Origin of the sequence: Brevibacterium sp. (assembly GCF_022712115.1) — a bacterium.
GTDB lineage: Bacteria > Actinomycetota > Actinomycetes > Actinomycetales > Brevibacteriaceae > Brevibacterium > Brevibacterium salitolerans.
In genome coordinates this window covers 1-6,804 of record NZ_JALAHB010000267.1, presented here as the reverse complement: position 1 = coordinate 6,804, position 6,804 = coordinate 1, and the positions used below count along the sequence as shown (strand labels likewise).

Here is a 6,804-nt window from a genome sequence, read left to right as displayed (position 1 = left end):
GCGGGCCGGACTGCGAGGCCGCCAGCCGTGCCGCCATGGGGATGGAGAAGGCCAGCGTCTTGCCGGAGCCGGTCTTGCCGCGGCCCAGCACATCGCGACCGGTGAGGGTGTCCGGCAGGGTGTCCTGCTGGATGGGGAAGGCCTCGGTCTTGCCTTCTGCGCGCAGGGACTCGACGAGCGCCTGCGGCACGCCCAGCTGGGCGAAGGTGGTGGAGGCGGTGGTGGTCTTCGCTGACGTGGCCGTCGCGTTCGATGAGGGAGCTATGGGAGAGCCTTTCAACGTGCCGGAGCACAGCTGCGCGCATCACCCTGTGGTGACAGGAGCCGTTTCCCGGCAGGGGGCGGGAACGCCGGGCGGCGCTCTCGATCGCCGAGAGGAAATGGCTTCGGAAACATGGACCGGGAAACGACACGGTCTCTGTGACGAGGCGTCCTTACGACGCAGGGAACCCGTTGCCGGGTTCGCAGGTGAGTCCAGCATACATGTCCGCGGGCCTGCGCGCTCACATCTGCATGCAGGCGCGGTTGCCGGCCGCTCCCCCGGGCACTGCCGCCCGGCTCCTCCTGCCCCTCACACGCCGAAGGCGGTGGGGTAGGCGATGGCCCCGCGGGGCGCTTCCCGCTCCGGGTGCAGGAGCAGGGCCATGAAGGCCTCGTCCGGCACCTCGAAGGGCGCAGTCACGCCCAGGCCCGAGGCCGGAACGAAGCCGAAGCGCGGGTAGTACTCCGCATGGCCCAGGACTACGACGAGGTTCTCGCCCTGCTTCGAGGCGGCTTCCAGCCCTGCACGGATCGCCGCCCCTCCGGCGCCCGTCCGCTGGTGGTCCGGCAGCACGGCGCACGGTGCGAGCGCCAGCGCCGGCTCCCCGCCCACCGTGCAGCGGGTGAGGAGGGCGTGCCCCACCACGGTGCCGGACTCGTCGACTGTGACGGTCGAGAGCCCCTCGATCCACGCCTCCGGGTCCGCGCGCAGCGCGTCGACGAGATTCGCCTCCTCCTCCGTGGGAAAGGCGGCGGCGTTGACCGCGTGCACGACGGCGATGTCGTCCGGCGTCTCCGGTCGGGTGGTCCATGTGGTCATCGGTGCTGGTCCTCTCTGATTCTGGCCCTCGATCCTCTCAGTGCTGCGCGCTCTCCGCATCCAGTGCTGTCTGCCAGGTGCGGAGGAGGCGTTCCATCTCCGCGCGTTCGCCCTCGCCCAGCGCGTTCACGAGCGCGGCCTCGTTGTCCATGTGCGCCGTGAAGGCCGTGTCGATGAGCTGCCGCCCGGCGGGGGTGAGCCGTGCGATCTTCGTGCGCCCGTCGCCGCCCGAGTGCTCGCGCACCACCAGGCCTCTGCGTTCGAGGGCGTCGAGGCGCTTGGTGAGCCCGCCGGTGGTGACGACGGTGGTGCGCGCGAGCTCCGCGGGCTGCCGCGCATAGGGCTCCCCGGCGCGCCGCAGGGCGCAGAGCACGTCGAACTCCCCTTCGCTCAGCCCGTGCTGCCGGTAGACCTCGACCAGGCGTGCTGTGAGCGTGTTCGCGACGCGGTGCAGGCGGGCGATCACCGACTGCGGCCCGAGGTCGACCTCCGGCCGCTCGCGCCGCCACTCCGCCTGGACCCTGTCGACGTGGTCCTCGGCCGCGGGGTGCGTCTCTGGGCTGCTGTGCGAGGAGGGCATGCTCACATCCTAATCGCTTCCCGGGAAGCTATAGTTGCTTCCATGGAAGCGAAATACTCGAGGATGCTGCTCCTCACCGCCCTCGCCCCGGTCGCCTGGGGTTCCACCTACTTCGTCACGCGCCAGTGGCTGCCGGCGGGCATGCCGCTCTCCGGATCCGCGCTCCGTGCCCTGCCGGCCGGTCTCCTCCTGCTGCTGTTAGCGCGGCGGCTGCCCCGTGGGAGCTGGTGGTGGAGGACGCTGGTGATCTCGACGCTGTCGATCGGCGGATTCTTCGTCCTCGTCTACGTGGCCGGCAGCAGGCTCCCCTCCGGGGTCGCCGCGACCCTCATGGCCTGCTCCGCGCTCGCCACGATGGCGTTCGCCCGCCTGCTGCTGGGGGAGAAGGCCTCACCGCTGCGCTGGACCGGAGCCGTGCTGGGGCTGGCGGGTGTGGCACTGCTGGTGAATGGAGCCGTGGGCGGACTCGATCCGTGGGGCGTGGCCGCCTCCCTCCTCGCGATGGCGTCCTCCTCGCTGGGCTTCGTGCTCACCAAGCGCTGGCAGCCGCCGGTCTCGCCCTTCGTCTTCACCGCCTGGCAGCTGACTGCAGCGGGCCTCCTCCTCGTGCCTGTCGCGCTGCTGGTGGAAGGGATGCCGAGGCCGCTGGAGGGATCCGAGGTCGCCGCCTTCGCCTATGCCGGACTCATCGCCACGGCGGTGGCGTACACCGCGTGGTTCACCGGACTGCGGCGGCTGCCTGCGGGGGCGGTGGGCGTCGTGGGTCTGCTCAATCCGCTGACCGGTGCGCTGCTGGGGATCGCGGTGGCCGGCGAGCGGCTCGCCCCGCTCCAGTGGGCAGGTGCCCTGCTGGTGGCGTGCGGGGTGGTGCTGGGGCTGCTCCGCCGGCCGTCGGGAGGGCGGCGGCATGCGGCACTTTAGCTGCGTCGGCTCCTGAAGTTGTCACCCCTGCGGAGTATCTTCCGGCGCAGTGAATGGGAAGCCTCGGAATTGAGTGGGAATCCGATAACGCTCTCATGACTTTTGCGGTCCCAGGGCATGAGCAGGGAAAACGCGTCCGCGCTTCGGTCTACTGTATGGGCAGTTCGGACCTCCGGCCTGTGCGGAAATGCATCGGATGTGAGAATCCGCTGAACACGAGAGCTCACTGAAAAGGACCCGCCTGTGCAGATATTCCGACGCGTGATCCTGCCCATCGCATACCTCCTCGTCCTCGTCGTCATCGCCGTCTCCCTGGCCTGGCTGGCGTTCAGGCCGAGTGTCGATCCGAGCGCTTCCGAGGAGTTCCCCACCGGGGAGCTCCTGGGAACGGAGACGATGGTGGAGAGGGGCACCATCGAGTCCCGGCTCACGGCCTCCGGGACCATCACCGTCGTGGATCCCGTGCCGGTGAAGGCCACTCACTCCGGAACCGTCAACCACATCTGGGCCGCCCCGGGCCAGGAGGTCCTCCAGGGTGCCCAGCTGTTCCAGATCCAGGTGGAGGGAGAGGAGCCGCCGGCCGAGGATTCCGCAGGAGAGTCCGGTGCGGGCGGGGGCGAGGGCGGCGAGGAGGCGGCGGGCGCGGCACCGGCACCTCGGGCGCGGCCCAGCTACCACACAGTCGTGGCACCGGCGGACGGCACCGTGGACTCCTTCTCCCTCGAGGTGGGCGATGAGGTCGCCAAGGGCGACGAGGCCCTCACCCTCTCCAAGCGCGACTACAGCGCGGTGGCGGACATCCCGCCGGTGGACCTCTACCGCCTGGAGACGATCCCGGAGGAAGCGGAGATCACGATCACCGGCGGCCCGGCGCCGTTCGACTGCACCGGGCTGAGGCTCGTGGAGGCCGGGGCACCGCCTGCGGGCGGAGGCGGGGACCAGGGTGAGGTCGATCCCTACACGGGGGAGATGACGGAGCCTGAATCCGGCGGCAGCACGCAGCTGCGGTGCGCCGTGCCGGAGAAGGTGAAGGTCTACAACGGCCTGGACATGACGCTGAGCGTGGACTCCGGCACCGTCGAGGACGTGCTGGTGGTGCCCGTGACCGCTGTCCGCGGCCTGGGTGAGGACGCCGTCGTCTGGACGCTCGACGAGAACGGGGAGCCGCAGGAGCGCGAGGTGACGATGGGCCTCAGCGACGGTGTGCAGGCCGAGGTGCGCGAGGGCCTGGAGGAGGGCGAGATGATCCTCGAGTACGTGCCGGGCACCGAGCCGGAGGACGACATGGGCTTCGGGGAAGAGGAGATGATGTGGTGAGTGCTCCGCTCCTTCGCCTCGAGGGTGTGGCGCGCACCGTGACGCTGCCGGACGGCGGTGACCTGCAGATCCTCCGGAGCGTCGATCTCACGGTCGAGGAGGGCGACCACGTGGGGATCGTGGGCCGCTCCGGCACCGGCAAGTCCACCCTGCTGAATATCCTGGGGCTGCTCGACCGGCCCACCGCCGGCACCGTGGAGCTCGACGGCGTGCCCGCCGCCACGTTCTCCGCCCGCCGCGCCGCCCAGGTGCGGGGGAGGCAGATCGGATTCGTGTTCCAGCAGTTCAACCTGCTGCCGGGCCGCACGGCCCTGGAGAACGTGGCCCATCCGCTGCTCTACGGCACCGCCGCCGAGGTCCGCACCCGCAAGCGCCGCGCCCTCGAGGTGCTCGAGCGGCTGGGTCTGGCCCACCGCGCGGCGCAGCTGCCGGCGCGGCTGTCCGGCGGTGAGCAGCAGCGCGTGGCGATCGCCCGCGCACTGGTGCGCCGGCCTCGGCTGCTGCTGGCCGATGAGCCCACCGGTGCGCTCGACGTGGAGACCGGCGGCGTCGTCATGGACCTGCTCGCGGAGACCGCGGCGGAGTCCTCCGCCGCGCTCATCACCATCACCCACGATGCCGCCATCGCCTCCCGTGCGAACCGGCGCTTCACGCTGGAAGGCGGTGAGCTCCGATGACGGGCGCTCTCCTGGGATCGCTCATCGAGGCGTGGCAGGAGCTGCGGATCCACAAGCTGCGCGTCCTGCTCTCACTCGTGGGAGTGGCGGTGGCCGTGGCCTCGCTGACGATGGTGGTGGCCATGTCCACCCTCGTGCAGGACAACTTCCGGGTGAACTACGAGCAGATGGGCGGCCGCGACGCCACCCTGGAGCTCCAGCCTGCCGGCGGTGAGCTGGGAGCCGACCCCCGGGCGATGCGCGCGGCCGTGGATCCGGTGCTCGAAGAGTTCGGGATCGGGCACTCGTCGGTGAGCGGATACGTGGATGCCGTGATGGATTCGGAGATGGGCGAGCAGTTCGTCAGCGCCTCCCTCGTGGAGCACGACTGGCAGACCATGCACAGTGTGGGTCTGGTGGCCGGCCGCTGGTTCTCCCCCGGCGAGGAGCAGAACCTCGCACCGTCCGCCGTCGTCAACGAGAACATGCTGGAGTGGTCGGGGCGGACGCGAGCGGATCTGCCGTTCTCCCTGAGCCTGGGCCCGGCGAGCGGGGGCGACCCCGTGGCGGTGACCGTGGTGGGTGTGACCCCGGGGAACGACTACGACAGCGGCGAGGCCTTCATGCTGGCGGGCTCGCCGTCCACGACGCAGCTGGCCGGACCGGAGCTGGGCCTCACCATGCAGGCCTGGGTGCCGTCCGAGATCTCCGAGGAGCTCAGCACTCAGCTCAGCAGTCGTCTGACGAAGGCGACGGGCGAGAGCTGGGAGGTGTGGAGAGTGGATCTGTTCCAGGAGGGCGGCGATCCCCTGGCGACCCTGCGTCTGGCGCTCCTGGGCATTGCGGGGCTCATCCTGTTCCTGGGTGTGCTGGGTCTGGTGAACATCGCGCTCGTGACGGTGCAGCAGCGGGTGCGCGAGATCGGGATCCGCCGGAGCTTCGGCGCCACCGGTGCGCGCGTGTTCTTCTCCGTGCTCATGGAGTCCGTGGTCGCCACCAGCATCGCCGGCGTGGTGGGCATCGCGGTGTCCGTGCTCGCACTGCGCTCGCCCCAGGTGCTCTCCTTCGTCTCCGAGGGCATGAATGTGACGCCGAGCTTCCCGTTCTCCGCAGCAGTGGTGGGCTTCCTCGTGGCGGTGCTCTCCGGTGCCGTCGCGGGGTTCGTGCCGGCGCTCATCGCCACCCGCGCCAGGATCGTCGACGCGATCCGGGCGTAGGGGGAGTTCTCCGGGGGCGGGGGATGGTCTCCGAGGGCAGGAGGCTCGGGATTTCGGCGCGAGCCCGGGTTCTGGGTGCTGAGTTCTGAGTGCGGGGTTCCGGGAGGCGTGTGAGGCGGGTAGCGTCCGGGAGAAGGAGCTGATCGACGATGACGCATACCTCGGACACCGCTGCTCGTGAGTTCGCCGTCCGTCTGCGGGCGGCGCACGCCGGCACCGCGATGCACGGCTGGGACTTCTCCGTGCTGGACGGTCGCCTGGCGGCCGACGACCCGCCGTGGGACTTCGAGGCGCAGTGCGCCCGGGCGCTCGCCGAGGCCTCGGCGGCGGTGGATCTGGGCACCGGCGGGGGCGAGCGGCTCATCCGCCTGCTGCGGGAGGTGGGTGAGAGCGGCGGTGCTGGGCGGGATGGGCCTCGGAAGGTCAGCGCGACGGAGGCGTGGCCGCCCAACCTGCCGCGTGCCCGAACGGCGCTGGAGCCGTGGGGTGTGACGGTCTACGACTACGACGCCGACCGCGGAGACCGCCTGCCCTTCCCGGACGCCTCGGTGGACCTGGTGATGTGCCGTCACGAGTCGTTCGACATCGCAGAGATCGCCCGCGTGCTCCGCCGTGGTGGGCTGTTCCTCAACCAGCAGGTGGACGGGCGAGACGCGCAGGAGCTCCGCGACTGGTTCGGCGGCGAGCCGCAGGCTCCCCACGTGCGGCTCGCCAACGCGGAGACTGAGGCGGAGGCCGCTGGTCTGCGAGTGACGCACGCGGACGAATGGGCGGGAACGATGGAGTTCTCAGACGCCGAGGCACTCGTCACCTACATGGCTCTCGTGCCGTGGGACGTGCCGGGATTCGAGGTCGATCCGCACCTGAGCACGCTCGCGCAGCTTGATGCGGAACGCCCGATCCGTGTCACCCAGCGGCGCTTCCGCTGCTGTGCGCGCCGGCCGTGAGTCAGAAGTGGCAGGTCATGCGTGCTGTCAGCCGGGGATTGGCGGCCGGGGCAGGCCTGGTCATGAGCGGGCGGCGGGGCAGGTC

The 6,804-nt window shown here is 70.6% G+C and carries 8 protein-coding genes; 5 read left to right on the top strand and 3 right to left on the bottom strand.

All coding sequences use genetic code 11. The annotated features are described in order from the left end of the window. The 3 genes from Q0A33_RS15910 to Q0A33_RS15900 form a co-directional block, all read right to left on the bottom strand. A partial coding sequence (locus Q0A33_RS15910) for a DEAD/DEAH box helicase (RefSeq protein WP_291799136.1) occupies nt 1-265 on the bottom strand: 265 nt, incomplete at its 3' end. 306 nt (nt 266-571) lie between these two features. Beyond that, the gene (locus tag Q0A33_RS15905; RefSeq protein ID WP_291799133.1) at nt 572-1,081 is read right to left on the bottom strand and encodes an N-acetyltransferase; all 510 of its coding nucleotides are present in this window, start codon (nt 1,079-1,081) and stop codon (nt 572-574) included. Nucleotides 1,082-1,118: 37 nt separating this feature from the next. Next, nucleotides 1,119-1,661 (bottom strand): MarR family transcriptional regulator, encoded by a 543-nt coding sequence (locus Q0A33_RS15900; RefSeq protein WP_291799130.1) that lies wholly within the window; start codon nt 1,659-1,661, stop codon nt 1,119-1,121. A 42-nt stretch (nt 1,662-1,703) separates the two neighbouring features. On the opposite strand from Q0A33_RS15900, the gene Q0A33_RS15895 reads away from it, so the two are divergent. The 5 genes from Q0A33_RS15895 (at nt 1,704) to Q0A33_RS15875 (ending at nt 6,719) form a co-directional block, all read left to right on the top strand. After that, a complete protein-coding gene (locus tag Q0A33_RS15895) occupies nt 1,704-2,582 on the top strand; it encodes an EamA family transporter (protein WP_291799127.1) in 879 nt (292 codons plus the stop codon). Nucleotides 2,583-2,825: 243 nt separating this feature from the next. Next, nucleotides 2,826-3,899: a hypothetical protein gene (locus tag Q0A33_RS15890; RefSeq protein ID WP_291799124.1), complete on the top strand. Its 1,074-nt coding sequence runs from the start codon at nt 2,826-2,828 to the stop codon at nt 3,897-3,899. Beyond that, nucleotides 3,896-4,576 (top strand): ABC transporter ATP-binding protein, encoded by a 681-nt coding sequence (locus Q0A33_RS15885; protein WP_291799122.1) that lies wholly within the window; start codon nt 3,896-3,898, stop codon nt 4,574-4,576. Before Q0A33_RS15890 ends, Q0A33_RS15885 begins: the two co-directional genes overlap by 4 nt. Then, a complete protein-coding gene (locus Q0A33_RS15880) occupies nt 4,573-5,772 on the top strand; it encodes an ABC transporter permease (RefSeq protein WP_291799118.1) in 1,200 nt (399 codons plus the stop codon). Before Q0A33_RS15885 ends, Q0A33_RS15880 begins: the two co-directional genes overlap by 4 nt. A gap of 149 nt (nt 5,773-5,921) precedes the next feature. Then, nucleotides 5,922-6,719 (top strand): class I SAM-dependent methyltransferase, encoded by a 798-nt coding sequence (locus Q0A33_RS15875; RefSeq protein WP_291799115.1) that lies wholly within the window; start codon nt 5,922-5,924, stop codon nt 6,717-6,719. The last annotated feature ends 85 nt before the right edge of the window (nt 6,720-6,804 follow it).